Here is a 26,521-nt window from a genome sequence, read left to right as displayed (position 1 = left end):
CTGTTCGTCCCCCGTGGGAAGATCGGTCCTGCGCTGCGCAGGGGCGCCCCTCGTGCCGGGAGGGTGTGGTTCCACCAGCCTGTCACCTCGAAGGGAAGCTCTCCGGATGCGCATCGGGATCGTCGGCACCGACAACAGCCATGTCGACCAGATCGTCCGCCACCTCAATGTGGAAAGGGCCGGCGGCGGCGCGCGCGTCGTGGCGCTCAGCGGCGGGCGCGGCCGGCGCAACGACGCGCTGGCGGCCACCGGAGGGATCGCGGAAGTCGTCGACGAGCCCGCGGAACTGCTGGGGCTGGTCGACGCCGTGGTCGTCGCGGACCGGGACGGTTCGCGCCACCGGGACCAGGCGATTCCCTTCCTGGCGGAGGGCCTTCCGGTCTTCGTCGACAAGCCCCTCGCCCGCACCGTCGAGGACGCCCGCGCGCTGATCGACACCGCACGAGCCCATGACGCGCCGCTCACCTCGTCCTCGGCGCTCCGGTGGATTCCCGACACCGACGCGCTGGTGGCCCGGTCGATGGCGGGAGGCGGGCCGGAGCTGGTCGTCGCCTCGGGGCCCGCCGACCCGGCCGGCGACCACGGCGGGATCTTCTTCTACGGCATCCATGCGGTGGACATCGCCCTCCGGCTCGCCCCCGGCGAGATCTCCGGCGTCCGGACGGACGTCACCGGCACCACGGTCACCGCGTCGTTCACGGCCGGCGACACCCGCGTCGTCGTGAATTTCGTCAAGCCGGGCAGCACGGACCAGATCCCCTTCCACGCAATGGCGTTCACCCGGGAGAGCATGGTCCAGCAGACCATCGTTCCGGGCGCGGACTACTGTGTGCCCGGCCTCGAAGCGTTCCTGGAGATGGCCCGCACGGGCACGCCGCCGATCGGCTACGGGGATCTGCTGCGCCCCGTCGAGGTCCTGGAGACCGTCGCCACCGCCCTGCGCGAGGCTTCCGCCGACGCCCGGCTGTAGACCGGACGCGGCACGGCAGGGCTGCGGCCGGGCGAAGAGGCCGCTGACGACGGCGCTGTGTCCGATGCGACACTGTGGAGTCGGCGCTCGTCACCGGACGGTGGGGAGAGCGCGCGGCACCAGGCAGGATGGGGGAGTCCAGCCGGTAAGGGGGAGATCATGATCGAGAAAATCCTGCCGTCCCGGGTAGCGGTGGCAGAGGCGTTCTCCGACCTGCCCGATGCCGTGCTGCTGCCCGGTGAACAGGAGCTGACCAGCGGCTTCGTGGAGAAACGGCGCAGGGAGTTCGCCACGACGCGGCACTGTGCCCGCCGTGCGCTCGGATCGCTGGGCATCGCCCCCGGCCCGATCCTCAAGGGCGAACGGGGCGCCCCGCTCTGGCCGGAGAACACGGTGGGAAGCCTGACCCACTGCACCGGCTACCGCGCCGCCGCCGTCGCCCACCGGCAGGCCGCGCTCACCATCGGCATCGACGCCGAGGAGAACGCGCCACTGCCCGGCGATGTGCACAACAGCATCGCCCTGGCGACCGAGCAGCGACGCGAGCGCGAACTGCGCCTGGAGCACCCGCGGATCCACTGGGACCGTCTGCTGTTCAGCGCGAAGGAGGCGGTCTACAAGGCGTGGTTCCCGCTCACCCGTCGTTGGCTGGGCTTCGAGGAGGCAGACATCGAGCTCCGTCTCGACGGCAGCTTCACCGCCCAACTGCTGGCCCCCGACCTGCAACCGGCCCCAGGAGCCGGGATACCGGAGATCCCCGCGGCCTTCCACGGCCGCTGGCTGGCCGGCGAGGGCCTGCTGCTGACCGCGATCGTCATTGAGGGCACCCCCGACGTCCGGGGTCTGTCCGGCGGGTGAGTGTTCCCGTAACCTCTGTCCGCATGAGCCAAGATCACCCGGGCGAAGACCGCAAGCGCGCACGCGAGTTGGGCATTGCCCTGACCGGCGAGCCGGGGCCGTGGAACGCGATCACGGATGTGCCCGGTGTCGAGGTCGGGTACGTCACCCTCGTCGACGGCGAGGACGTACGCACCGGAGTGACCGCACTGCTGCCGCGCGGCCGGGACGGTGTGGGAACCCCCTGCGCGGCCGGCTGGCACTCGTTCAACGGCAACGGCGAGATGACCGGGACCGCGTGGATCGAGGAGAGCGGCTCGCTCGCCGTTCCGGTGGTCATCACCAATACGTACGCGGTGGGCCCGGTGCACCGGGGCGTGGTCGAGTGGGTGCGCGCCAACTGCCGTGGCATGGCGCCCGAATGGCTGCTGCCGGTCGTCACGGAGACCTGGGACGGCCACCTCAACGACATCCACGGTCCGGCCGTGGAGCCCCGGCACGCCGCAGCCGCGATCGAGGCGGCGGCGTCCGGACCGGTCGAGGAGGGATGTGTCGGCGGCGGGACGGGCATGCGCTGCTACGGCTTCAAGGGCGGCTCGGGCACCGCGTCGCGGGTGGTTGAGTACGGCGAGGACCGGTACACCGTCGGTGCCTTCGTTCAGGCGAACTTCGGCGCACGGCGTGAACTGGTGGTGGCCGGTGTGCCGGTGGGACCCGAGCTGACCGACCCGGTCGGTGCGCCGGACCCCGCGGCGGAGCCCGACGGGGAGCGCCCGGTGCCGCCCGGCGCGGGTTCGGTGATCGTGGTGGTGGCGACCGACGCCCCGCTGCTGCCGGGACAGTGCAAGGCGCTGGCCCGTCGGGTGACGCTCGGTCTGGCCCGTACCGGCACCACCGGCAGCCACTTCTCCGGCGACCTCTTCCTGGCCTTCTCCACGGCGAACCCGACTGCGTTGACCAGTACGTTCCCCGAGGACGACGGCAGCGCGCCGTACGAGTCGATGCGCTTCGTGCCCTGGGGCCGGATGGATCCCTTCTACGGTGCGGTGGTCGAGTCGGTGGAGGAGGCGGTGCTCAATGTGCTCACCGGAGCCCACTCGATGACCGGCCGGGCCGGGCACCACGTGCCGGCACTTCCGTTGGAGCAGGTGACCCAACTCCTGGCGGCACGGGGAGCGGTGTCGTGACGCCTGCTGCGCCGTAACCCTCGGCGTCGTGGCTCCCGCCCTCCCGGGGCTCCCACGGCCGCTCCGCAGCGGGCTCGCTGGCCCGGCACAGCTTCGTCGGCCATACTGCCCGCCGTGGAGCAGCGCATAGATCCGAACACTCAGCCCGGATACGCCGCGGGGACAGACCCGGCGTTCATCCCCGGTCTCACGGCCCCCGTCACGGCCGGGAAGCCGGATTCGAGCCTGGAGCAGACAGACCTGGAGCAGACAGAACCGGAACGGACGGAGCCGGCGGGGACGGAGCCGGAACGGACGCAGGAGCGTGAGTCCGACGCCGCCGAAGCCGAGTCCGACGCGGGGAAGGCCCCGGCGGCGGACGAGAAGGAGGCGCAGGACGGACCCTCGTTCGAGGTGAGCGACCGCCGCGGTTCGATCACCGTGGACCGTGAAGGCGTCCGGTTCCGGCTGGACGACCAGGAGGCCGAGTTCCGGTGGGACGAGATCGGCGCGGTCGAGGTGAAGACCCCCCGGTTCGGCCGCCGGTTCACCGTGACCGTCCATATGTCGACCCGCCGGTGGTTCAACGCCGAGGTCGAGGCACCGGCCAGGAGCAGCCTCAAGGAGTGGGCGACGGAACTCGACGCGGTTCTGGACGCCTATTTCGAGGAGTCCTGACCGCGGCGGTGCCGTGTGGGAGGCCGGGCCGGTGTACGCGACGACCGTCGGCCTCCCCACGCACCGCCGGGCCTCTCGGGCTTCTCACGCACCGCCGGGCCTCTCGGGCTTCTCACGCACCGCCGGGCCTCTCGGGCTTCTCACGCACCGCCGGGGTCCTCACACACCGCCGGGCTTCTCACCGGCCGTCGGCCAAAGTGCGCGTGTGCCGCGCAGCGCGTCGAGTATGCGGGGCCAGGCGGCCGCCCCGAGGGCCGCGTCCGCCGCGGTCGAACCTCCGTACAGGAACTGCGTGGAGGCGGGCGCGGGGCCCTCGCCCGGCAGCCGTGGGCGGTGGCCCGCGTCGGGGCTGCTGATGACCCGTACGGGCAGGCCGGCGGCTCTGCGGCGGGCGGCCAGTTCCTCGGCGGAGTGCAGTGAAGGCCACATCGCGTCGTCGCCGCCCGCGACCAGGACGAGTTCGGCACCGGATCTCTCCACCGGGATTCCCGCCGCGTCGACGCGGTCGGCGTACGTCCGCCGGCTCTGCTCGTACCAGCCGAGGACGGCCACGGGACCACCCTCGGGCCGTTCGGGCGCCGTCGCCCAGGAGTCGTCGAGGGGGACGAACGGCAGCGGCTCGCCCCGCCAGGTCCACGAAGACCGGTACGGCCGGTTCTGCCCGTCCCGGCCGGGACCCACGTTCGCCCAGGTCAGCGAGGTGGGCGAGAGCGCCACCACGGCATCGACACCGGGCAGGAGCACCGACAGGTGCAGGGCGGCCTCCGCTCCCTTGGACGTACCGAGCACGCCGATCCGCCGTGCGCCGCCCGCGCGGAGCACCTCGATCGCGGACTCGAAGGTCTCCAGCGGGATCTCGCAGATGCCCGGCGGCTGTCCTGAGCCGCCGAACCAGCGGATCGACAGGGCGGCGATGCCCTCCCGGGCCAGGAGCCTGCACCGCTCGTCCTCGATGCGTCCGCTGGACCCGGACAGCACCAGCACCCCGACCTCGCAGCCGGATGCCGGACCGCTCGCGGGCCGTGCGAGAAACCCCTCGTGAACGCCCCGGCACAGGGCTTCACGAGGGGTTCTGCGGGCAGCCTCGCGAGCGCCTTCGCCGATGTCGCCGAAGGTGCGCTCGACGATGTCCACGGGTCGGTCAGGCGTCCGTGAGCACGACCGAGCGGGTCAGGTGGCGGGGGCTGTCCGGGTCAAGACCGCGGGCGGCGGCGCGGGCGATCGCCAGACGCTGCACGCGCACCAGCTCGGCCAGCGGGTCCAGGCCGCTCTCCACCCAGCGGGCACCGGTCGCCAGCACCTGCTCCTCAAGGCCCTCGGGGGCGGCGCCGAACATCCAGGTCGCGGTGCCCGAGGTGGCGATGCTGATCGGACCGTGGCGGTACTCCATCGCGGGGTACGACTCGGTCCAGGACAGCGACGCCTCCTTCATCTTGAGCGCCGCCTCGTTGGCGAGCCCCGCCGTCCAGCCGCGGCCGAGGAAGCTGAACTGGGTGCAGTCCACCAGTCCTTCGGGCAGCGGCTCGGCGAGCGCGGTCTCCGCGTCGCGCACCACGTCCTCGGTGTGCAGACCCAGGTGGGCGCGGAGCAGGGTGAGCGCGGTGGTGGCGAACCGGGTCTGCACGACGGACTGCTCGTCGGCGAAATCGAGCACGACGACATCGTCGGCGGCCGTCATGACCGGGGTGTCCGAGTCGGCCGTGATGGCCACGGTGCGGGTGGCACCACGCAGACGGTCGAGCAGCTCCAGCACCTCGGTCGTGGTTCCCGAGCGGGTGAGGGCGACGACCCGGTCGTAGCCGCGGCCGAACGGGAACTCCGAGGCGGCGAAGGCGTCGGACTCGCCCTGACCGGACCCCTCGCGGAGCGCGGCGTACGCCTGAGCCATGTAGAACGAGGTGCCGCAGCCGACGACCGCGATGCGCTCGCCGGCGGCGGGCAGACCGGCCGACTGCGTCCGGGCCAGCTCGGCGGCGCGACGCCAGCACTCGGGCTGACTGGCTGTCTCGATCTCGACAAACGACACTTTTGCACTCCGTACTCGTAGTGGGATGCTCGTTTACGCACGTTATACGCGACCTACAAGCATTATCAAGCATTCTGTTTGCAGGAGGCTTGACTGGGCGGAGCCTTGTGCGACGCTTGCGCGTGTCCCGTGACCGTACCCAAGGGGATGGGTGCCCGAAGCCCGGGTCCGTGAGGAGAGTTGCCTTGTCCAGGGATGCCCGGTGGAACGCGCTGTTGGAGCTTGTCGGCAAGAACGGTCGGGTGGACGTCGAGGACGCCGCGACCGCACTCGACGTCTCGACCGCGACCATCCGCCGTGATCTGGACCAGCTCGCCGAGCAGCAGCTGCTCACCCGCACCCGGGGCGGTGCGGTGGCGCACGGCGTCAGCTACGAACTGGCCCTGCGCTACAAGACCGGGCGCCACGCCCCGGAGAAGCAGGCCATCGGCCGCGCGGTCTCCGAACTGGTGGCCGTGGGCGAGGTGGTGGGACTGACCGGCGGCACGACACTGACCGAGGTGGCCCGTTCGCTGGCGGTGCGCTCCGACATCGTCGGCGACAGTGCGGCCCACATGGGCGGCCAGCCGACCCTGACCGTGGTCACCAACGCCCTCAACATCGCCAACGAGCTGGTGATCCGGCCGCAGATCAAGATCGTGGTGACCGGCGGAGTGGCCAGGCCGCAGTCGTACGAGCTGACCGGCCCGCTGGCCAGCGGGGTGCTGGGCGAGATCACACTGGACGTCGCCGTGCTGGGCGTCAACGCCATCGATACCGAGCGCGGTGCGTACGTCCACCACGAGGGCGAGGCCAGCATCAACCGGCTGCTCGCCCAACAGGCGCAACGGGTGGTCGTGGCCGCCGACTCCTCGAAGATCGGCAAGCGGGCCTTCGCCCGGGTCTGCGATCTGAGCCAGATCGACTTCCTGGTCACCGACCGGGGGATCACGCCCGAGGCGACCGCCCGCTTCACGGAGGCCGGCGTCACCGTCATCGCCGTATGAGGTGACACGGCGCGTCCCCGGCGAGGTCGTCGGGCGGCGGGCGGCCGCTGATCGGCCTTCCGTGGCCCGTCCACAGCTGGTGCCCGAGAATGCCGGGTCCTGTGCCCGGCAACCCGCCGGTCGAGCACGAAGACGCATCCCGGACCGCGATCGAGCGGCTGACAAGTTCGGTGATTGTCGTCGAACCCCTGCTGCATCGTGCCAGGCTCCTTTCCCGTGCCTCTCCGTGCCCGTGCCCGTGCCCTGCCTCTGACACTCGATCACGGGTTGCGGCGCGGCCGAAACGAACGCCCCCCGCCTGTTCAATGTCCTTAGATGTTCGTTAGTCGTGTGAAATGAACAACTCTTGCCATCTGGATGCATGTCGTGAACCATGTGGCTGTCACCGCGAGGGAGCAACGGCCGCACGGTCACCGCTGCGTTCGCCCTCCTGGCTGCCGGCCCCGAGTGCATGATGCGCGCCGAGTCAGAGGTCTCGCTCGCCGGCAAGCAGCCGCGCATCAGTGTTCTCCGCCCGTACCACCCGCACGCACAGACAGAAGGGACCCCCGTGTCAGACCTGCGACTCGGCGTCATCGGGCTCGGCCTGCGCCGTTCCATCGCGACCTCCGCCCACCACCCCGGACAGGGTTCGGCGATCACCGCCGTCTGCGACCTCGACCCCGAGGTGCGACGGCGCGAGGCCGAGTACTTCGGCACCGATGTCGCCGTCGACGACTACAAGCTGCTCCTCGGCCGGGACGACCTCGACGCGATCGTCGTCGCGACCCCGGACGACACACACGAGACCATCGCCATCGACGCGCTGCGGGCCGGGAAGGCCGTCTTCGTCGAGAAGCCGCTCGGGATCACCGTCGAGAGCTGCGACAACATCCTGCGTGCGGCGTACGAGACCGGGACCCGGCTGTACGTCGGACACAACATGCGCCACATGGGCGTCGTGCGGCTGATGCGCGACATCATCGCCCGTGGCGACATCGGCGAGCCGAAGGCCGTGTGGGTGCGGCACTTCGTCGGCTACGGCGGTGACTACTACTTCAAGGACTGGCACGCCGACCGCACCCGCACCACCGGTCTGCTGCTCCAGAAGGCCGCGCACGACATCGACGTCCTGCACTGGCTGGCCGGCGGCTACACCCGCCGCGTCAACGCGCTCGGCGATCTCCTCGTCTACGGCGACCTGCCGCGCCGCGAGGCGGACACCCCGCGCCCGGCGAACTGGCTGCGAGAGTTCGACTGGCCGCCGACGGCCCGCAGGGACCTGCACCACATCGTGGACGTCGAGGACGTCTCGGTGATGAACATGCAGCTGGACAACGGCGTCGTGGCCGCCTACCAGCAGTGCCACTTCACCCCCGACTACTGGCGGAACTACACCGTCATCGGTACCGAGGGCCGGCTGGAGAACTTCGGTGACGGCCCCGGCGACGAGGTCAAGGTCTGGAACACCGGTCCCAGCGGATACCGCGCCGAGGCCGACATCACCTACCGGGTGCCCGAGGCCGAGGGCTCGCACGGTGGCGGGGACAGCCGGATCATGGAGGAGTTCTGCCGGTTCGTGCGCGACGGGGGCGTCACCGACACCTCGCCGGTCGCCGCCCGGATGAGCGTCGCCGCCGGTGTGCTCGCCACCCGTTCCCTGCGCGAGGGCGGTGCGCCGTTCGAGGTGCCGGCCCTCGACCCGGAGCTGATCGCCTACTTCGAGGGCGGCCAGGTCCGCCGGCGGGACTAGGCGCTTCGCCCGACGCCCGGGAGATCTCCGGTGACAGTGCCTTCGGGTGCTGTCCCCCGGGGGTCTCTGTGCAATGGTTTTCAGCCATGCTCGGTGGGTAATCGGCTCATTCTGGTTTGGCGACCTCCCGGCAGGTGTCCACCCCGACGCGTGGCAGCATCAGGTGAATTGAGAAGGAATGTCCGAAAGGTGACAGGCGAGGGTGAGGTGCGCCGGTCTCGCAGGGTCACCATGACTCCGCCGTCGGGGAGTTCGAGCGATCAATTTGCGCCAATAGGATCTCGGGGTGGCCGAGTTCGAACGCGTGGCCGGAATTCGGTCGGCATAATCGCGTCCATGTCGATCACGGGTGGAGACGTCGTTGACCTGGGGCGGGGCCTTTATGCATGGCTCCCGCCGAAGCGGGGCTGGGGGCTGGCCAACTGCGGCCTGCTCGTCTCGTCCCGAAGCGCGCTCTGGATCGACACCCCGTACGACGCCGTGCTGGCCGGCCAGTTCCTGGCCGAGTCCACCAAGCGGCTGCCGGACGGTGTCGGCATCGACCGGGTGATCGTGACCCATGCGAACGGGGACCACTTCTGGGGCGCGGGCGTGCTCCCGGACGCGGAGATCATCGCCACCCGCGAGGCCCGCGAGCACATCCACTACGAACCCACGCCGAAGCAGCAGCACGCCCTCGTCGCGGCAGGCGATCCGGCCACCCCGCTCGGCGGCTATCTCGCCCGGCACTTCGGCCCCTTCGACTGGTCGCAGACCGAACCGGTGATGCCGACCACCTACTTCACCGGCGAGCTCGAACTGACGCTGGGGGATTACCCGGTGCGGATCTCCGCGCTGCCGTCCGCGCACACCACCGGCGACCTGATGGTCCATCTGCCCGCGCAGGACGCCGTGTTCACCGGGGACATCATCTTCTCCTCCACCCCGCAGCAGCCGGGCGACCACCCGGTGCACTGGGCGGGTCCGCTGAGCAATCTGATCTCGGCCTGCGAACAGGTGCTGGCCACCGGCGCCGAGACCGTCGTCCCGGGACACGGCCCGCTTCTTGACCGGGCCGGGGTGCGCGACCACATCGTGTACCTGGAGTACGTGCGCGAGCGCGCCCACGCCTTCCACACGGCGGGGATTCCCGCCGTCGAGGCCGCCCGCCGGGTCATCGGCGAGGGGCGCTATCCGGAACTGGGCCTTCCCGAACGGCTGGTGGTGACCATCGGCAGCGAGTACCGCCGGCTCGACGGCTCCGAACTGCCCGGAGTGCTCCAGGTCATGACCGAGGTCGCCGTGGTCGCTGAAGAACTGGAGCGGCCGCATGAGCCGGCCCGCCCCGCGGAGCAATAGGCAAGGCTTCGGCCGGAAGGCCGATCCGACGACAGAAACGCGGTGACGGCATGGGATGGATAGTGGCGGTGATCGCCGTCGCCGCTGCCGTGGCGGCAGCGGTCCGCGCACAGAACTCGGCGCGCGCCGAGAACGTCGCGCTGGCCCGCGCCGAGCTGGCCGAACGGCAGTCGAAGGCCGCCGAGGCCCGTACCGCGGCCCTCACCGACGAGATCCGCCAGCTGGCCCGCAACCGGATACCCGTCGCCGCGCTCGCCCTCTCCCACCCCACCGCCAAGGTCCCCGGACTGCGCGAGGCGGCCGAGGTCGACGGCGATTCCGCACGGCTGCTCACCGAGGCGGTGCAGGCCGCCCGCCAGGCCGTCGTCGAGGAGCGCGGCCGTGTCGACGCGGCCGCCCGCGCGGCGATGCGCGGCACCTCCGCCAAGATCCAGTCCCTGCTCAACCAGTCCCAGCAACTGCTGCACGAGCTCCAGCACGAGTACGACGACCCGCGGATCCTGCAACTCGACTTCCGCAACGAACTGGCGCTGCGACGCACCCAGGCCACCGCGGTGCTCTGCGACGCCTGGCCCGGCCTCGCCCGCCAGAACTCGCCGCTGGTCGAGATCGTGCTCGGTGCCCAGTCCCGGGTCGCCGGCTACGAACGCATCAAGGTCGCCAACCATCTGCGCGACGAACGGCTCGCGCTCGTCGCCCGCGCCGCCGAACCCCTCGCCATCGCCCTGGCCGAACTGCTGGCCAACGCCACCGCCTACTCGCACCCCGACACCGATGTCCAGGTCACCGTTCAGCAGAGCGGCGGCCGGGGCGCGTTCCTGGTGGTCGACGACGCGGGCATCGGCATGGACGACGACGCGCTCGACCGGGCACGGGCCCTGCTGGCGGGCCCATCCGAGGTCCTGCTGACCGAGCTGGGCGATCCGCCGCAGACCGGCTTCGCAGTCGTCGGCCGGCTGGTGCTGCAGTACGGCTTCAACTGCCACATCGAGGCATCGCCGTTCGGCGGCATGCGTACGATCCTGCGCGTCCCGGCCCATCTGCTGACCGTGATGGAGGAGGAGCGCAGCCTCTCCGCGCTCGCCCCGAAGCCGGTGCAGGCGCAGGCCGCTTCCGCGGTCCCCGCCCCGACCGAGCAGGAGACCGCCCCCCTGCCGCAACCCGCCGGCGGGGAGGCCGCCGCGCTGCCCAGCCGGCGCCGCCGCGCCCCGCGTCCGGCGCCGGCCCGCCCCGCGTCCGCCGCCCCGGACCGCGAACAGGTGTCCCGTACACCGGAGCAGGCCGGGGCTTCCTGGGCGGCACTCCAGCAGGGCACCCTCAACGGCAGGAGCGTCGCCGGGCGGCCATCCGCACCGGTACCGGACGACCACGACCACCCGGACGACCGGGACGAGCAAGGAGACGACCAGACGTGAGCGCCCCCACTTCCACCACCGGTGACCTCGCATGGGTGCTGACCCCGCTGCTGGAGCTGCCCGGAGTCCAGCACGCCGTGGTCGCCACCGGAGATGGCCTCGTCGAGGGCGCGTCGCCCGGCCTGGACCGGGCCTCCGGCGAGCGCGTCGCCGCCATGACCGCCACCCTGCACGCCGCGGCACGCGCCTTCACCACGGCGTTCACCGACGTCGAGGCTCCGCGCCTGGCCCAGACGGTCGTCGAGTCCGACCAGGGCTTCGCCATCGTCGTACCGGCCGGGAACAACACCACACTCGCCCTGTTCGCGGAACCCGGCGCCAAGCTCGGCGACATCGCGTACCAGATGCAGGTGCAGGTCGCCGCCCTGACCCGGGCGATGAACGCACCCGCCCGCCGGCCGGACACCGCCGCCCGGCCATGACCTCCGGCCCGGGGCGCCGTCTGATACCCGCCTATCTGGTCACCGGCGGCCGGACCCGGCCCGTCGGCCCCGCGCTCGACCGGCTCGACGTACTCGTACGCGCCGACACCGAGCTGCCCCCGGAGGCCGGCTCGGAACAGCGCAGACTGTGCGAGCTGCTCGGACCGGGGGCGCTCACCGTCGTCGAGTGCGCGGCCCACCTGGATCTGCCGGTCAGCGCCACCGTCTTCCTGGCCACGGACCTCGCGGCCGCCGGACATCTGCACACCCGACCGCCCATCCCCAGTGCCGGGGAGATCGACCGGTCGCTCGTCGAGAGGCTGCTCGTTGGACTCCGCTCCCTCCACTGACCGCACCGGCGTCGGCTATCTGCCGCCCGCCGCCCGGACCCTGATGAAGCTGGTCGTCACGGGTCCGTTCGGCGTCGGCAAGACCACCCTGATCCGGACGCTGTCGGAGATCGCCACGCTCCACACCGAAGAGGCGATGACCCAGTCCAGCACCCGGCTCGACGACACCGCCGGGCTGCCGGACAAGACGACGACCACCGTCGCCGTCGACTTCGGCCGGCTCACCGTCCTGGACGACCTGGTGCTCTACATGTTCGGCACCCCCGGCCAGCAACGCTTCCTGCCGCTCTGGGAGGACATCGCGCGCGGTGCGCTCGGTGCACTCGTCCTGGTCGACACCCGCAGGCTCGCCGACTCCTTCGCGGTCATGGACATGGTCGAGGAGCAGGGGCTGCCGTACGCGGTCGCGGTCAACCGCTTCCCCGACGCCCCCGCCCACTCCGACGAGGTCCTGCGCAAACACCTCGACCTCGCACCCGAGACCCCGCTGGTGCAGTGCGACGCCCGCGAACGCCGCAGCAGCATCGACGCGCTGATCGCCCTGGCCGAGCACGTGCTCACCCGGATGCCCAGGCCCGAGGACCCGTCATGACCCCGTTCGCACAGCCGTCGCAGCCCCTCGCCCTCTACGGCCCGGAATTCGCCGCCGACCCGCAGAGCCACTACCGCCGCCTGCGCGAACACGGCCCGCTCGCGCCCGTCCGGCTCGCCCCCGGCATCGACGCCCTCCTGGTCACCGACTACCAGGCCGCCGTCGATCTGCTGCGCGACACCCACACCTTCACCAAGGACCCGCGCGCCTGGCAGGCCACCGTCCCCGAGGACTCGCCGGTCCTGCCGATGCTCGGCTACCGGCCCACCGCGCTCTTCAGCGACGGCGACGTGCACGCCCGCTACCGCGACGCCATCAACGACAGCCTCGCCCTGATCGAACCGCACGCCCTGCGGGCCGAGGTCACCCGGGTCGCAGGGCGCCTGATCGGTGAATTCGCCGCCACCGGAAGCGCCGATCTCATCGCCCAGTACGCCCGACGGCTGCCGCTGCACGTCCTCGTCACTTGTTTCGGCGTGGCGCCGGGCGACGGCGAACGCGTCGTCGACGGCATCGCCGGCATGTTCAACTCCACCGAGAACGCCGCCACCGCGTACGCCGACCTCGTCGAGGTCGTCACCGCCCTGGTCGCCGACCGCCGCGCCCAGCCGAGCCGCGACCTCACCTCGTACCTCCTCGGCCACCCGGCGAACCTCGACAACGACGAGACTGTGCGTCAGATCACCCTGATCATGAGCGCGGGCCACGATCCGACGACCAATCTGATCGGCAACGCGATGCTGCACATGCTCACCGACGCCCGCTACGCCGGTTCCCTGCACGGCGGCGCGATGACGGCGCACGAGGCGATCAACGAGGTCCTCTGGCAGAACCCGCCGCTGGCCAACCTGGCCGCCCACTACCCGCGCCACGACACGGAGTTCCACGGCGTGCGGCTGCGCGCGGGACAACTCCTCCTGGTCTCCTACGCGGCGGCCAACACCCGTTCCACGCCCGGCCTTTCGGACCTCGCGGTGCGCTCCGGGGCCAGCGCCCACCTCGCCTGGTCCGCAGGTCCGCACCGGTGCCCGGCGAAGCAGCCGGCGCTGCTCATCGCGATGACCGCGATCGAGCAGCTCACCAGCCAGCTGTGCGATGCGAAACTGGCTGTACCGGTCAGTGGGCTGACGTGGCGTCCGGGACCCTTCCACCGCGCGCTTGTCCGGCTTCCGGTACGGTTCACCCCCGTCGACATGAGTGCGGAAGCGCACCGGCTCAGGGCCGCCGGGGAAGCCGCGGACGGGGCTCCGGCGGTGTCGATCGGGCCATGAACCGTGTCGGTGGTACGCCGAACGGGTGAGTGGCGAGAGAATTGCCCGATGAACAGCGAGCGCAGCCGGCGCAACGCCAACCGAAGCACAGACGGGGTGGTCCGGTGAGCAGGTACGACAGGTACGACGTCACGGACGAGCAGTGGGAGGGGCTTGCCCAGGTCGTGCCGCTGCGCAGCCGCAACGAGTGGCCGTCCAGGGTGGATCACCGCACGGTCCCCGACGAGAGCCCGGCGTCCGAGCAGCGGCGACTCGTCGTGCTGCGGGTCCAGGTCTTCGCGGACGCACGGGAGGTGGCCGAGTACCTGGTCGGCCAGATCCCGGTGCTGCTCGACCTGACCAGCGCCGAGACGGATGTCGCCAAGCGCATCCTGGACTTCACCAGCGGGGTGGTCTTCGGCCTCGGCAGCGGAATGCACCGGGTCGACCGGAATGTCTTCCTGTTGTCCCCGGTCGGCATGGAGGTCGAGGGAGTCACCCCGGCGGGCCTTCCCGGTTCGTAGTCCACGGGAGGGCTGCCGGGGCGGGGCGAGCCGTTCACGTACTCCGATCGTAGGAAAGTCGTTCAGGCGGAACGATTCGCCGGTCGACGGCCCGCATACCGTCCGCCCATGACCGCACTCCGCCCGGAAGCCGCCCCGTCACTGCCCACCGCTCCCCCCGGGGCGAGCGATGGCGTGCCCGTCGCCCGCACGCCGGCCCGTCCGGAAGCCGCGCGGGTCACCGAGGGGCCGGAGCGTCCTGCCGGACCCGTCGTCACCGAACTGCGGCTGTCCGCCTTCGCCTCGCACCGGGGTGCCACGTTCCCCCTCGGTCCGGTCACGCTCCTCACGGGGCCCGGTGGCAGCGGCAAGTCCAGCGCGTTGCGGGCGTACGAGGCGCTGGCGAGGCTGGCCGCCGGGGACCCGCTGGACGAGGTGTTCCCGGACCCGGCGGGCTGCGTGCCGGAGGGGGCCGCGGCCGATGCGCAGGGCCGCCGCGGCTTCCGGATCGGCTGCACGGCGGACGGTCCGGCCGGGCCGGTGCGGCTCGATGTCGCCGTCCAGGCGGAGCCCACTCTCCGTATCGTCGGCGAACGGCTCACCGGTGGCGGCGAGATCCTGCTCAGCACCGCGTTGCGCGATCCGGGGCGCCCCACGGTCCAGGCGGCCTGGCACACCGCCGGCGCGGTCCCGGTGACGCGTGCGCCGCTTCCGGACGACCGTCTCGGTACGGCACTGCTGCCGCTGCGGGTCGCGGGCCGGACCGAGGGGCAGTTACGGGTGCTGGCCGCCGCCGAACAGATGGTCGTGGCCCTGTGGTCGGTCTTCGCGTGCGAACCGCAGCCGCAGCGGATGCGTGCCCCCGTGCCGCCGGGGGACGGCAGGCTGCGGCGCGGCTGCGACAACCTCGCGGCGGTGCTGGAGCGCTCGCGCAAGCAATGCGCCCAGCGCCATGCCCGGCTGGTCGCCGCGGCGCACGCCGGATGCGCGGGGCCGGTGACCGCGCTGGGCGCCGAGCGGCTCACGGACGGATCACTGCGGGCCACGGTCGGGCGGGGCGGGGGCCGGTCGACTCCGGTCGGGCGGCTCGGGGACGGCGAGCTGAGGTATCTCGCGCTCGCCCTCGCGCTGCTCACCGGCCCCGGGACGCTGGCGGTGGACGCCGCGGGGGAGGTGCCGTCGGCCATGCAGACCCTCACCGTGCTGGCCGACGGACTCGACCGTGACCTGGACGGCAGGCAGTTGCGCGAACTGCTGTCCCTGGCCGTCTCGGTCGGGGCGGCCGGGCGTCTCAGACTGGTCGGGACGGTCGCGGAGCCGGGCGCCGCAAGGGGAAGGGCGACCCCCGGGGTGACGGTGGTAGACCTGGGGCCGTGACAGAACTTGATGTACGTGCCTTGCAGCGACGGCTCGCCGCGTTCGCGGCCGCACGGGACTGGGAGCAGTACCACACCCCGAAGAACCTGGCGGCGGCGCTGAGCGTCGAGGCGTCCGAACTGGTGGAGATCTTCCAATGGCTGACGCCGGAGGAGTCGGCGCGGGTGATGGAGCGGCCCGAGACGGCGCACCGGGTCGCGGACGAGGTCGCGGATGTCCTCGCGTATCTGCTGCAGTTCTGCGAGGTGCTCGGGATCGACCCGCTCACGGCACTGTCGGAGAAGATCGACCGGAACGAGTCCCGATTCCCGGTGCCGGGACGACAGGACCCCTCGGGATCAAGCAATCGTCACTCTTCGGAGTGATCAACTTATCCACTATCGAGATAGTGTCCACAGATTTCCGAATTCCCCTGGCTTTTCGGTACCAGTGACCTCACTGTGGGTAATGAATGAGGTGAGCGGCTTTTCGTACGGACGGGGGAACGCATGGAAGCGGAACGGCTTGTGGGAGTCAGTCGGCGCGCTCTGGCCCAGAGCAGGGGGACGCCGGACATCATCGCGGAGGCCTGGCAGGCACAGGCACTGGCCCAGGCGATCGGCAGCCGCCTGGCGGCCGAGGGGCCCAAGGAGTTACGGGGCGAGGCGCGCGGGCTGAGCGAGATCGGCGGGCGGAGCGGCGGTGCGCTGGACCACCCGGCGGCGCGGGCCGGCGTGGCGCGGGCCATGCAGCTCTCCGGGCTCGCCGAGCCCCGGGCGACGCTGACGGGACTGGGCACACTGCTCGGGGAAGTGGGGATGGCGCTGGTCGCAGTGGCCTGCGAGACCGATGAGCAGGGGCTCTACTGGCAGTGCATGGAGGCGATCGACGCAGCCGACGAGTCGATGGACCGGGTGCACGGAATGCTCCGTCGCCTCGACGAGCAGGACAGGGAGCGGCAGCAGGATCTGGAGCGCGGCCGGGAGCGGGGTGATCCGTACGACGCGCACGGCCCGTACGGTGCGATCGGCGGACCGGCGGGTGCGACCGCGGCCGGCCGCGGTCGCGCGGGGCTCCGGGAGTGACCGCGCGAGGAGGCCGGAGGCGACGGGCGACCGGCGTTCGGAGGTGCAGGATGAATGCATGGATCTTCGAATCTTCACCGAGCCCCAGCAAGGGGCGAGCTATGACACCCTGCTCACCGTCGCCAAGGCGACCGAGGACCTCGGCTTCGACGCCTTCTACCGCTCCGACCACTACCTCCGTATGGGGCCGGGGGACGGGCTGCCCGGCCCGACCGACGCGTGGATCACGCTGGCCGGGCTGGCGCGTGAGACCAGGCGGATCCGGCTCGGCACCCTGATGACCGCGGGGACCTTCCGGCTCCCCGGTGTGCTGGCCATCCAGGTCGCGCAGGTCGACCAGATGTCCGGTGGGCGCGTCGAGCTCGGTCTCGGCGCCGGCTGGTTCGAGGAGGAGCACAAGGCCTACGGCATCCCGTTTCCCCAGGAGAAGTTCGGCAGGCTGGAGGAGCAGCTGGAGATCATCACCGGGCTGTGGGCGACGGAGATCGGCGAGACGTTCAGCTTCGACGGCACCTACTACCAGCTCACCGATTCGCCCGCGCTGCCCAAGCCGGCGCAGGCCAAGGTGCCGGTGCTGATCGGCGGCCACGGCGCGACGCGCACCCCGCGGCTGGCCGCGCGCTACGCCAACGAGTTCAACATCCCCTTCGCGTCGCTGGAGGACAGCGAGAAGCAGTTCGGCCGGGTCCGGGAGGCCGCCGAGGCAGCCGGCCGGGCGCCGGACGATCTGGTGTACTCCAATGCCCTGGTGGTCTGCGTCGGCAAGAACGACGCGGAGGTGGCGCGCCGTGCCTCCGTCATCGGGCGTGAGGTGGCGGAGCTGAAGGCGAACGGGCTGGCGGGCTCGCCCGCCGAGGTGGTCGACAAGATCGGCCGGTACGGCGAGATCGGCTCGTCCCGGATCTATCTCCAGGTCCTGGACCTGGCAGATCTGGACCACCTGGAGCTGATCTCCTCCCAGATCCGGTCCCAGCTCGGCTGAGGACAGAAGACAGAAGACAGAAGACAGAAGACACAGGACAGAGGGCAGAGGAGCAGAGGGCCGATGCTCCAGGACCAGGACCAGGACCAGGACCAAGACCAGGACCCAGGGCCGAGGACAGAAGGACCGGAGAGACGAAGGGAGTCAGAGTCAGTTGTGCACCCCGCCCGACCGTCCGACGATCCGTCGTTCCTCCACGCGACTGCCTGGGGAAAACCCGCCCGTACGCTCGGCAGTGCTCTCGCGGCGGGTCCGGTCGTGCTGGACGGAGGTCTGTCCAACCAGTTGGAGGCGCAGGGCTGCGATCTGTCCGACGCCCTGTGGTCGGCCCGCTTGCTGACCGACGGACCCGGACAGATCGAGGCGGCCCACACCGCCTATGTGCGGGCGGGTGCGCAGGTGCTCATCACGGCCGGCTACCAGGCGACCTTCGAGGGTTTCGCGCGGCGGGGGATCGGCCGGGCGGAGGCGGCGGAGCTGTTCGCCCGCAGCGTCCGGCTGGCGCGACGGGCCGCCGGTGCGGTGCAGCGGGAGGTATGGGTCGCCGCTTCGGTCGGCCCGTACGGGGCGATGCTGGCGGACGGCAGTGAGTACCGGGGCCGCTACGGGCTCTCCGTCCGGGAGCTGGAGCGCTTCCACCGGCCGCGGATCGAGGCGCTGGCCGCCGCCGGGCCCGATGTGCTGGCGCTGGAGACGGTGCCGGACGCCGACGAGGCGGAGGCACTGCTGCGGGCAGTCGAGGGGTGCGGGCTGCCCGTCTGGCTCTCGTACAGCGTGGCGGGCGGGCGGACCAGGGCGGGCCAGCCGCTGGAGACGGCCTTCGGGCTGGTCCCGGGCCACGGCGAGGTGGTGGCCGTGGGGGTGAACTGCTGCGATCCGGCCGATGTGGACGGGGCGGTGCGGGTGGCCGCGGAGGTGACCGGGAAGCCGGTCGTCGTGTATCCGAACAGCGGCGAGCGGTGGGACGCGGGGGGCCGGGGATGGGCCGGCGCCCCCACCTTCGACCCGGGCAGGGCAAGGGCCTGGGCGGAGGCTGGGGCCCGGCTGATCGGCGGCTGCTGCCGGGTCGGCCCGGACACCGTGGCGGAGCTGGCCCGGCTGCTCGGCCCGACGGCGGCCGACGAGTCCGTGGACACGTGAAAATACCTGGTGGGGGGAGAGTGGACCGGACCATACTCGGACGTGTGTTCCTGACAATCAGTACGACCGGCAACCCCGAACGTCCGGCGACCGACCTCGGCTTTCTGCTGCACAAGCATCCCGAGAAGGCGCAGACGTTCTCCACCTCCCACGGCACTCCGTAGATACGTAGGTTGAAACTGCCATACGCTCTGTCCCATGGCAGAGACACAGAGGGCGCTACTCGCCGCACGGATCAGCGTGGACACCGACGAATCAACGTCCATTCCAAGGCAGTTGGAGCACCTCCAGACCTGGGCTCAGGGGCTCGGACACGAGACAGCGGGGGTAGTTGAGGACCGGTCCGTGTCCGGCTCTGTAGACCTCCCTGAGCGCCCCTCTATGGGTCCCTGGCTCACCGAGGAAGGGCGGGAGAAGTGGGACGTCCTGGCAGTCACCACACAGGACCGTTTGAGCCGTGACGATCTCCATTTCATGGCGTTCGTCAAGAACGTTCTGGACTGGGGGAAGACTCTCGTTGTCCTGGACGATCCCTCATTCGATATCTCCACCGAGACCGGTCGACTCATCGCGTATGCCAAGGCAACACAGGCAGCAGCAGAGCTGAGGAAGATTCGGCAGCGCGTCTCTGACGCGAGGGACTACCTACGCCGGAACGGCCTGTACGCGGGAGGCATCACACCGTTCGGATACGTCTACACAGACTCACCGGACGGGAGGCATTACGTCCTGGTGCCGGAAACCAAATACGCCAAGCTCTTGAAGGAGATCTCAGAGCGGGTACGTTCTGGAGTCTCCACCAATCAGATTGCCCGAGAGTTGAACGCCAAGGGTGTACTGACGTGGCGTGACTATCTACGGGTACTGAGGGGGAAGGACTCAAAGCGCAGGAACGGGAGCGCTCTGACTGTGCCGAAAGGCACTAACTGGAGTCCCCAGGTAGTTCAGCGCATCCTCAAGAATCCTGCCTGTGCCGGATTCCTCGCGTACCAGGGTGAGCCGTACGAGGATGACCAAGGCAACCTGGTCATGGCTACTGAGTACCCGATCCTCACCCATGCGGAGTGGCAAGCCACCGTCGCAGCAGTTGTGTCCCGTGGGCAGTCCAACATCCGGCGCACCAACCAAGCCTCTCTGCTGACTGGTGTTGCCCGTTGCGGCAACTGCGGATCACGGATCTTCTGTCACCGGCTGAAGAAGACTCTTGCCACGGGGGAAGTCAAGGTCTACCGGCACTACTCCTGTACGGCACGTTCCAAGGGAATGCCCTGTGCCGCTCCGGCGAGGATTCCAGAGGACTTGCTCAATGAGATCTTTGAGGGAGTCCTCTCGGACCGACTCGGAGAGTTGCCTGAAGTGGTGAAGGTGACCGAGCCGGGGGAGGACCACACAGCAGAGCTGGATCAGGTCACCTCACGTCTGTTCAGGCTGGAGAGGGACTATGAGAACGGCCGGTATGACGACCCCGAGAAAGAAGAGTCCTACTGGCGTATGCACGGGAATCTCACCAGGAAGACCAAGGAACTCAAAGCCAAACCGGTACGCCCTGCGGTAACTCGGTACGTAGAGACTGGTCTGACGTGGGCTCAGAAGTGGGGAGGGATGCGCACTGAAGAGCGTAGGGACTTCCTGACTAGCCAGGACGTACGGGTCTACGTCTGGAAGAGCGCAATTCTCAACCTGGGACATGGCGCAGTCGTATTCCTGGGGGATCTCCAGGAACTTGCCCTAGCGGCTGGACTCCAGGCTGACTCTGTTGAGGGTTGGTCGTTGCACGGCTGGAATGTTCCAGCGCACTGGACTAATCCAAGGCTCAGGGACTTCCCGAGCAGAGTCACGGATACGTCTGTGGTTCCGGAGATCATTGACCAGCTACACCAGAAGCTCTTGAGTGCCCCTGAGAGCGTCTGAGAGCACGACAGAGCCCCTGGATACCTTCCCGAGTTGGGAGGGGCGCCACAGGGGCTCTTCTGTGTCTCCAGGGGCCGTCTTCCGGATACTGCTCCGGTCGTTGGCTGGCCTCACTCGCGAATGACTAGGTCGGGCAAAGATCATTTGCCAACTTCTAAGGGTGGGGTGGTCTGTATCAGCATTTGTACAGTCACCTGACTGCGTGTCAGATGCTGCACCCTGGTGTATGTGCTGCGTTAAACATCTGACGGAGCGTCAGAGCTTTCTCTGTGCGCAGTCCTCTCGTCGGCAGGAGCGAGGGAGAACCCTGGTTTGAGGGGGTCTCATATTCTTAGTTATGAGACCGGTCTCACGACCCCCGGAAAACGTGTGCTCTATGTCCGGTTTTAGCTGGGTTTGAAGGGGAGTTGCCGGGCCTCATCTCTGAGACTGTCCCAAACTGACTTATGAGACTGGTATCCTAAGTCTCGTTGGGACAGATTGAGACAGGGGAGAGGCACAGTGACCACCTACGAATACGGCTACGCCCGAGTCAGCACGACGGCACAGGATCTGAAGCGTCAGCTTGACTGGCTGGAGTCCCAGGGAGTGCCCGTAGAGCGCACCTATGCCGACAAGCGGACTGGCACGGACTTTGAGCGTGAGGGACTGGCCTCTGTGCTGGCGCAGCTCCGCTCTGGTGACGTTCTGTACGTTGCTTCCCTTGACCGACTCGGCCGGACCATGCACAAGGTGCTGGCTCTCATTGCTGAGTTGAGGGAGAAGGGGGTTCACCTGGTGATCGGCGGAGCGATGACCATTGACACTCGCGTGGGTGGTCCGGCAACGGACATGGCGCTCTTGATGCTCGGTACGTTCTCTGAGATGGAACTGATCTTCCAGAGGGAGCGCCGGGCGTCTGCCCGTGCTTCCAGGGAAGCGAGCGGGAAGAGCTGGGGACGTCCCAGGGAGATTGACCGTGCTGCGGTGCTGGCTGACCTCTCGGACGGCATGAGTGTGATGAAGGTGGCAGCTAAGTACGGGATTGGTCGGGCAACCGTCTTCCGGATCAAGTCGGAAGCCAAGGGGAAGTAACCAGCATGGGAATCATTGGAACCGTTGTCAGTGCCATCGCGGGATGGGTGTTCATAGGTATTGCTCTCGGCCCCGTCTTTGGGCTGCTGCTGTGTGCGGTAGTGCTGCCGTACCGGTGGTTCAGGAAGAAGTATTGGCCTAAGCCGGAGCTCATACCGTTTTACGAGCGAGGCGTAGCCCATAAGAATCCTGAGAATACGGGTACGTACTGTCTCCTGGAAAGTAATTTTGGAACGGTTCGCCAGTTGAGCCCCAAAAAGTGTGTCTGCCGTAACGATAAGCGGTAGCAATTAATTAAATAATCGCTAGAGGGTTCCCGCCGATAATCGGCGGGAACCCTCTTTTCGTTTCTGGGATAATTAATTGACGGAGGAGTGCAAATACCGAAACCAGAAAGGCAAGAGATATGAATCTATCCACACAGTTTGGGGAAGCCTCACAGACGCCCTCTAACGGCTTTGGGAAGCCTGCGACACCCCCAGCGTCTGAGAGCCGTTCTCAGAGCTTCCTAGGGGGCGTACACGGCTCACGTAACGGGATGCCCGCAGTAGGGGTGACCACACCAGACCAGGAGAAGACTCCTGCGCAACTAAATCCCCTTACCTTCGATGATGGAGAGTGAACTATGAGCACACCACCAGGCGCATACATCCCAGACGCGGGAGCCATTGACTCAGTAGCCGAGACAGCTACCGGCCCCGACGTAGAAACCAACGTAGACAACTTCACGCATGGCTATCAGACAGGGCGTGGCATTGGGCAAAGCTTGTTCTCCGATGGGAATATCTCCTACGGCAAGAGCGAGGGTGCAAGCTTGGCTGAGGCTATCGGAGCATTCCTGTAAGAAGACTCCCCGCAAAAACCAAAAGGCACTCAACTGGAATTAGCCGGCTGAGTGCCTTTAGTGTTTCTAGGATTCCGTTAATGGGACGGAATGTGAGATAATAGATGTGTGAGAAACAAACATTCCCTATTTATTAGGAGTCCTAGTCATGGAATTTTTCAAGAGAGCAGATCTCAGCCTAGGTGCCAAGGTTCTGTACGCCCTTACGAGAGCCGACCAAGCATCCATCACCCAATCCCTCAGAGAAGCACTGGAAGAGCCTTACAAGGTCGTGCAGAGTCGCCTAGCGGTATACGAGGCTGAGCTAGCAGGGGCGGGATTCTGATGAGCCTGTTACTGCTATCCGTAACCCTGCAAATTCTACTACTTCTAGCTTACATCATCACCGAACGAAAGAAGGTCAAGCAAAATGCCATTAGCTGATAAGGATGGATGGTATCCGGAGGAAGTCTATAAGCTCTTGTTCAATGAGAGATTGTCCGCATACTCAAAGCTTCTGGTCTGGTTCCTGGGTATCTCGGTCGACGGAATCCAGATAAGCCAGCAAGACCTAAGCCAGGTTGTGAGTACGAATAGCGGCAGCAAGGCAGTTCAGAGAGCCATTGAAGAGGCCGAGCGTGAAGGTTACCTAGATGTTGACCGCACCGTTAAGCCCTACTCATACCGAGTCCAGTAATCAACAGAGGAGAAGGAACAATGACAGACACAAAGGCATTCAGCTTTGGAGCCAATGAGCGTAGCTGGTGGGCAGAGTCCATGGACCCACAGGTACAGGCAGAGCGTAGAGCGCTAGCTGAGGGAAAGGCGCAGCTAGTTGCACGCATGACAGAGGAGCAGCGACTACAGGAGCTAACGAAATTTACCGGCCCCGGATTAGTCGCCATTATCAAGACCTACGAAGCGCAGAATATTCCCGCCGTAACCACTCAGGTACAGGGAGAGTTTCAAGAGGCTTTCCCAGGAGCCAACTTCAGAGAGAACCTGGAAGTTCTGAAGCGTGAGGGCATCGTGTACGAGCTGACTTCAAGTACCCAAGGCTTTATGGGAGCGCGCACCACACACCTTCACTTGATGTGATGCACCGTGGAAGAGCTGAGCTTTGAAGCTCTCGCGCTATTGACCGTGCTGGAAGACCGCCAGAGCCTATCTAACGAGCTAGAAGCGTGGTTCGTGAAGGAGTTCCCAGGGAGTAGCTACGAGGACTCCCTGACGGCCTTGAGAGCCGCTGGACTGATAGATAGGGCTGTCTCATGGAGGCTGGAAGAACAAAGGGGAGTCCGCTTCAATCAACTGAGCACACTTCACCTACGGACCTACTAAAAAAGCTCCTCTCTATGTAGCACGTCGTCATAGAGGGGAGCTTTTTAGTAAGGAACGCATGTGGCCATAAACGTTATAAATAAAGAATAGCAGAGCAGGAGAAAGAGAATGATTCTGTACCGCCACGACCTAACCCTAGGAGCACGCCTTACGTATATAGCGCTCCGCTATGAGAAGTCCATGAAGCCGTTAGAGCCCCTGGTTCTGTTCCAGGCAGAGTTGGCCGAGAGGATCGGTAAGTCTAGATCCTCCATCGAGAAATATTTGGAGGAGTTGAGGGAGGCTGGTTACATCATCACCGAGAGACGCCATGCCGGAACTCAGTTCACTTTCACAGCCCCGTTCAATCCTGAGAATGATGTGTACTGGGAAGAGCTTTTGAATGAGCTTTCCGACTAGCAAGAACCAGCGCTTTTCTAGTGGGCTTTTTCTATTTCCATTAGTACCACGCCGGCTGAGGGCATGAGAAAACCCCAACAGATAACGAGGGAACCTGTTGGGGTCTCAAACCAGAGAGACATTATCCCAGCGAGGATAATTAAGGGAGGGAGTTAGAAATGATTGGCGAACCGTATGCCGTAATAAAAGAAAGGGTACCTGTAGAGGTATTCGCAACTTCTAAACGAAAGGATATCAGAAAATGTCTGATACCAGAAACTTAGTTCCACAGACGCTAGCCCCAAACGCTTTGATCCTGGGAGAGCTGAAGCCAACCGTATTCGTACGCTGGATCATCCTTGCCATGGACTTAGGTCCGCTCGATTACAAGGAATACGAGTGGCCAGAGCTGGAAGCACTGTTGAAGCTAACCAGAAAGCCAGCACAGAGACTCGTGAAGGGCTTAGAAGAGGCTGGATGGCTCCACCAGGAGAAGACCAGAGATGGAGTGCGTATCTACCTCTTCCCTACGAGCGATGCCGCAGAGAGCCACTTAGAGCGCATCAAGGAGCAAACCAAGAACTCATGGAAGATGAATGCTGGCCGATCCTGGAAGATGCCAGAGAACAAGCAGCCGTACCGAGTGAAGTACGTAGTAGAGAACGGAAACTTCACCATGGTCCCTGAGACGATTCTGAAAGACGGCCGTTTCAGTCACAATGAGTTAGCTACGTACGTAGTGATTCGATGCACTACCAATACGGGAAGCTTCTGGGGGACCAGAGCATTAGCCAAGGCTGCTGGAGTAAGTCACTCCACCTTCACTCTCGGCCTTGATGAAGTCACCAAGGCTGGATATATCAGCTACGAGAGCCGTCCAAGGGTCTCCAATCGATACAGCTTCAATGATGCTCCGGAACCTGCATCGGTACAGATGGAACCTGTATCGGTACAGCAGGAATTTCTATCGGTACAAGAGGAACCCGTATCGGTACCTATCAATACTGAATACAACACTAAAGAGAATACTGACTCTAATAATGAACCGAGCAGCGAAGCTGCGAGTTACCAAGACCAAGAGATTCCAAGAGAAACAGAGGGGTGTCCCTCTGGCCCGGAGCGCAGCGACGGGATTACCCCATCTAGTTTCTCTGATTCCTCTGCTATCTCCGCAGTTATGCACAGTATTCCCGCGCAGCGTGGTACACGTACCTTTGATCTAGACGCGCTTTCTGATGAAGAGGTCTTGGCACTATCACCAGACTTCATCCGTACCCTTCGAGGGAACACCATGTACGCCACTGGTCAGCGTAAGGCGCGTATTCAGAACAGAATGAAGCAAGGCAAGCAACTAGCCGCTATGGCGGATAACAAGGCATTCCTTGCCGAACAGGAGGAGAGCAGTAATGGCTAAGATCTGTAAGCAGTGTCAGGAGTCCAAGACTCTGGATGGCTTCCGTAAGGACGGCAGAACCAGAGATGGATTACGCAAGGTCTGTGAGGACTGTAGAAGCGCCTCTAAGAGCCTCGTAGCCGCTCCTGCGGGCAAGGAGACCACGGAGCAGCAGGAAGGCTCTCAGGGAGTTACACAGAGCCTTATTGAGCGCATCAAGAATCTCTCAGACCCCCGTAAGACCTTTAGAGAGATGACTGAGGGGCTGGAGACTCCATCCCTCAACGTTCCTAACCTCCCATGGCCGTTCAAAGACGGCTGGGATCTGACAGAGGAGCAAGGCGCAGCGACAGACGGAATCCTGATCGCTCTGTTGCACGGTGATTCTCTGGGCTCTCAATTGTTGCTGGAAGAGGTATGCCCAACCTGGATAGATGTTGTGGCTATTCAATCTCACATTATTGAAGCTCTGATTCAGGTTGCACTTCCCGATACCGACAAAGAAAGAGTTATTCGGGTCTGTCAGGGAATGATTAGTGAGAGGGAGACTCAGGGCTAAACAGTAGAAATGCGTAAGAGGGGTAGTGCGAGATTCCGCATTACCCCTCTTAATTCCATTACCCATCAAAACTGGGTATCCATTTTTCGATGAATCGAAACGGCAGATACGGATTATGGAATTTAATTAGAGAATTGGCTGAGACTCCTGGTTTCCATGGGTGTATTCAATGGATAGAGTTACTACTCTCAGGGCTATTTCAGCCGGCTCAGCA

The 26,521-nt window shown here is 66.5% G+C and carries 26 protein-coding genes and 1 pseudogene; 25 read left to right on the top strand and 2 right to left on the bottom strand.

The annotated features are described in order from the left end of the window. The first annotated feature begins 106 nt into the window (after positions 1 to 106). The 4 genes from IE107_RS17855 (at position 107) to IE107_RS17840 (ending at position 3,651) form a co-directional block, all read left to right on the top strand. Positions 107 to 970 carry a Gfo/Idh/MocA family protein gene (locus tag IE107_RS17855; RefSeq protein ID WP_189544786.1) on the top strand — a complete coding sequence of 288 codons (864 nt, stop codon included), beginning with the start codon at positions 107 to 109 and terminating at the stop codon, positions 968 to 970. A gap of 159 nt (positions 971 to 1,129) precedes the next feature. Beyond that, positions 1,130 to 1,828 carry a 4'-phosphopantetheinyl transferase family protein gene (locus tag IE107_RS17850; RefSeq protein ID WP_189544785.1) on the top strand — a complete coding sequence of 233 codons (699 nt, stop codon included), beginning with the start codon at positions 1,130 to 1,132 and terminating at the stop codon, positions 1,826 to 1,828. A 23-nt stretch (positions 1,829 to 1,851) separates the two neighbouring features. Then, positions 1,852 to 2,994 carry a DmpA family aminopeptidase gene (locus tag IE107_RS17845; RefSeq protein WP_189544784.1) on the top strand — a complete coding sequence of 381 codons (1,143 nt, stop codon included), beginning with the start codon at positions 1,852 to 1,854 and terminating at the stop codon, positions 2,992 to 2,994. Positions 2,995 to 3,108: 114 nt separating this feature from the next. After that, positions 3,109 to 3,651, top strand: coding sequence for a hypothetical protein (locus IE107_RS17840; RefSeq protein WP_189544783.1), 543 nt, complete (start codon positions 3,109 to 3,111; stop codon positions 3,649 to 3,651). Positions 3,652 to 3,810: 159 nt separating this feature from the next. Here IE107_RS17840 and IE107_RS17835 read toward each other — a convergent pair whose 3' ends face one another. Both IE107_RS17835 and IE107_RS17830 read right to left on the bottom strand, forming a co-directional pair. Beyond that, positions 3,811 to 4,785, bottom strand: a complete 975-nt coding sequence (locus IE107_RS17835; protein WP_229867040.1) for an acyl-CoA thioester hydrolase/BAAT C-terminal domain-containing protein — start codon at positions 4,783 to 4,785, stop codon at positions 3,811 to 3,813. A gap of 7 nt (positions 4,786 to 4,792) precedes the next feature. Continuing rightward, the gene (locus IE107_RS17830; protein ID WP_189544782.1) at positions 4,793 to 5,677 is read right to left on the bottom strand and encodes an SIS domain-containing protein; all 885 of its coding nucleotides are present in this window, start codon (positions 5,675 to 5,677) and stop codon (positions 4,793 to 4,795) included. 185 nt (positions 5,678 to 5,862) lie between these two features. Between IE107_RS17830 and IE107_RS17825 the strand changes: the two genes are divergently transcribed. From IE107_RS17825 to IE107_RS17725, 21 genes and pseudogenes are all read left to right on the top strand, one after another. Then, positions 5,863 to 6,663, top strand: a complete 801-nt coding sequence (locus IE107_RS17825) for a DeoR/GlpR family DNA-binding transcription regulator (RefSeq protein WP_189544781.1) — start codon at positions 5,863 to 5,865, stop codon at positions 6,661 to 6,663. A 550-nt stretch (positions 6,664 to 7,213) separates the two neighbouring features. Further along, positions 7,214 to 8,395, top strand: coding sequence for a Gfo/Idh/MocA family protein (locus tag IE107_RS17820; protein ID WP_189544780.1), 1,182 nt, complete (start codon positions 7,214 to 7,216; stop codon positions 8,393 to 8,395). A gap of 336 nt (positions 8,396 to 8,731) precedes the next feature. Beyond that, complete coding sequence (locus IE107_RS17815) at positions 8,732 to 9,733, top strand: MBL fold metallo-hydrolase (RefSeq protein WP_189544779.1); 1,002 nt, start codon at positions 8,732 to 8,734, stop codon at positions 9,731 to 9,733. 50 nt (positions 9,734 to 9,783) lie between these two features. Beyond that, complete coding sequence (locus IE107_RS17810) at positions 9,784 to 11,148, top strand: ATP-binding protein (protein ID WP_229867039.1); 1,365 nt, start codon at positions 9,784 to 9,786, stop codon at positions 11,146 to 11,148. Next, positions 11,145 to 11,570, top strand: coding sequence for a roadblock/LC7 domain-containing protein (locus tag IE107_RS17805; protein WP_189544778.1), 426 nt, complete (start codon positions 11,145 to 11,147; stop codon positions 11,568 to 11,570). Before IE107_RS17810 ends, IE107_RS17805 begins: the two co-directional genes overlap by 4 nt. Next, positions 11,567 to 11,920, top strand: coding sequence for a DUF742 domain-containing protein (locus tag IE107_RS17800; RefSeq protein ID WP_189544777.1), 354 nt, complete (start codon positions 11,567 to 11,569; stop codon positions 11,918 to 11,920). The genes IE107_RS17805 and IE107_RS17800 overlap by 4 nt, the downstream gene beginning before the upstream one ends. After that, positions 11,898 to 12,512 carry a GTP-binding protein gene (locus tag IE107_RS17795; protein ID WP_189544776.1) on the top strand — a complete coding sequence of 205 codons (615 nt, stop codon included), beginning with the start codon at positions 11,898 to 11,900 and terminating at the stop codon, positions 12,510 to 12,512. Before IE107_RS17800 ends, IE107_RS17795 begins: the two co-directional genes overlap by 23 nt. Beyond that, positions 12,509 to 13,783 carry a cytochrome P450 gene (locus IE107_RS17790; protein ID WP_229867038.1) on the top strand — a complete coding sequence of 425 codons (1,275 nt, stop codon included), beginning with the start codon at positions 12,509 to 12,511 and terminating at the stop codon, positions 13,781 to 13,783. The genes IE107_RS17795 and IE107_RS17790 overlap by 4 nt, the downstream gene beginning before the upstream one ends. 104 nt (positions 13,784 to 13,887) lie before the next feature. Beyond that, complete coding sequence (locus tag IE107_RS17785) at positions 13,888 to 14,286, top strand: cell division protein SepF (RefSeq protein WP_189544775.1); 399 nt, start codon at positions 13,888 to 13,890, stop codon at positions 14,284 to 14,286. 108 nt (positions 14,287 to 14,394) lie between these two features. Further along, positions 14,395 to 15,642: an AAA family ATPase gene (locus IE107_RS17780; protein WP_189544774.1), complete on the top strand. Its 1,248-nt coding sequence runs from the start codon at positions 14,395 to 14,397 to the stop codon at positions 15,640 to 15,642. Then, the gene (locus tag IE107_RS17775; RefSeq protein WP_189544773.1) at positions 15,639 to 16,007 is read left to right on the top strand and encodes a nucleotide pyrophosphohydrolase; all 369 of its coding nucleotides are present in this window, start codon (positions 15,639 to 15,641) and stop codon (positions 16,005 to 16,007) included. Before IE107_RS17780 ends, IE107_RS17775 begins: the two co-directional genes overlap by 4 nt. 123 nt (positions 16,008 to 16,130) lie before the next feature. Continuing rightward, the gene (locus tag IE107_RS17770; protein ID WP_189544772.1) at positions 16,131 to 16,706 is read left to right on the top strand and encodes a DUF6099 family protein; all 576 of its coding nucleotides are present in this window, start codon (positions 16,131 to 16,133) and stop codon (positions 16,704 to 16,706) included. A 58-nt stretch (positions 16,707 to 16,764) separates the two neighbouring features. Then, positions 16,765 to 17,688 (top strand): LLM class F420-dependent oxidoreductase, encoded by a 924-nt coding sequence (locus IE107_RS17765; protein ID WP_189544771.1) that lies wholly within the window; start codon positions 16,765 to 16,767, stop codon positions 17,686 to 17,688. A 156-nt stretch (positions 17,689 to 17,844) separates the two neighbouring features. Then, entirely contained in the window at positions 17,845 to 18,828 is a 984-nt protein-coding gene (gene mmuM / locus IE107_RS17760; RefSeq protein WP_268246603.1) for a homocysteine S-methyltransferase, read from the top strand. A 44-nt stretch (positions 18,829 to 18,872) separates the two neighbouring features. Next, positions 18,873 to 18,986 (top strand): annotated as a pseudogene (locus IE107_RS17755) (hypothetical protein); the annotation flags it as partial. A gap of 40 nt (positions 18,987 to 19,026) precedes the next feature. Then, complete coding sequence (locus tag IE107_RS17750; RefSeq protein ID WP_189544769.1) at positions 19,027 to 20,739, top strand: recombinase family protein; 1,713 nt, start codon at positions 19,027 to 19,029, stop codon at positions 20,737 to 20,739. 501 nt (positions 20,740 to 21,240) lie between these two features. After that, entirely contained in the window at positions 21,241 to 21,813 is a 573-nt protein-coding gene (locus IE107_RS17745; protein WP_189544768.1) for a recombinase family protein, read from the top strand. 1,540 nt (positions 21,814 to 23,353) lie between these two features. Next, positions 23,354 to 23,734, top strand: a complete 381-nt coding sequence (locus tag IE107_RS17740) for a hypothetical protein (protein WP_189544767.1) — start codon at positions 23,354 to 23,356, stop codon at positions 23,732 to 23,734. 351 nt (positions 23,735 to 24,085) lie between these two features. After that, positions 24,086 to 24,376 carry a winged helix-turn-helix transcriptional regulator gene (locus IE107_RS17735; protein WP_189544766.1) on the top strand — a complete coding sequence of 97 codons (291 nt, stop codon included), beginning with the start codon at positions 24,086 to 24,088 and terminating at the stop codon, positions 24,374 to 24,376. A gap of 241 nt (positions 24,377 to 24,617) precedes the next feature. Next, on the top strand, positions 24,618 to 25,769 hold the full coding sequence (locus IE107_RS17730; protein WP_189544765.1) for a hypothetical protein: 1,152 nt from the start codon (positions 24,618 to 24,620) through the stop codon (positions 25,767 to 25,769). After that, positions 25,762 to 26,307 (top strand): hypothetical protein, encoded by a 546-nt coding sequence (locus IE107_RS17725; RefSeq protein ID WP_189544764.1) that lies wholly within the window; start codon positions 25,762 to 25,764, stop codon positions 26,305 to 26,307. Before IE107_RS17730 ends, IE107_RS17725 begins: the two co-directional genes overlap by 8 nt. Positions 26,308 to 26,521: the final 214 nt, after the last annotated feature.

This window comes from Streptomyces gelaticus (assembly GCF_014649535.1).
Lineage (GTDB): Bacteria > Actinomycetota > Actinomycetes > Streptomycetales > Streptomycetaceae > Streptomyces > Streptomyces gelaticus.
Note: the sequence above shows the minus strand (reverse complement) of the source record. Positions and strands in the feature narration are given on the sequence as shown.